This is a genomic window from Rhodanobacter thiooxydans LCS2 (assembly GCF_000264375.1).
Classification (GTDB): Bacteria; Pseudomonadota; Gammaproteobacteria; order Xanthomonadales; family Rhodanobacteraceae; genus Rhodanobacter; species Rhodanobacter thiooxydans.
On the sequence record NZ_AJXW01000143.1, the window covers coordinates 1 to 221 of the forward strand.

Annotated in this window: 1 pseudogene; it reads left to right on the forward strand. The window is 75.1% G+C overall.

What is annotated here, in order from left to right:
- Positions 1-221 (forward strand): annotated as a pseudogene (locus tag UUA_RS18260) (TolC family protein); the annotation flags it as partial.

The window sequence follows — 221 nt, forward strand, 5'->3', positions numbered from 1 at the left end:
GCGCCGTGCGCAGCCTGCACGAGCGCGCCCACGCCCGCTATCTGCCGGAGCTGCACGCGCGCACCCACGATGCGATCGATCCGGATGCCAGCGCCTCGTTCCTGGTGGCCGGCTTCGACGCCAGTTGGGAACTGGGCCTGTTCGGCCGCGCCGAGGGCACCCGGCGCGAATCGCAGGGCGCGCTGGATGCCGGCGTGGCCGACCTGCACGCCGCGCGGGTC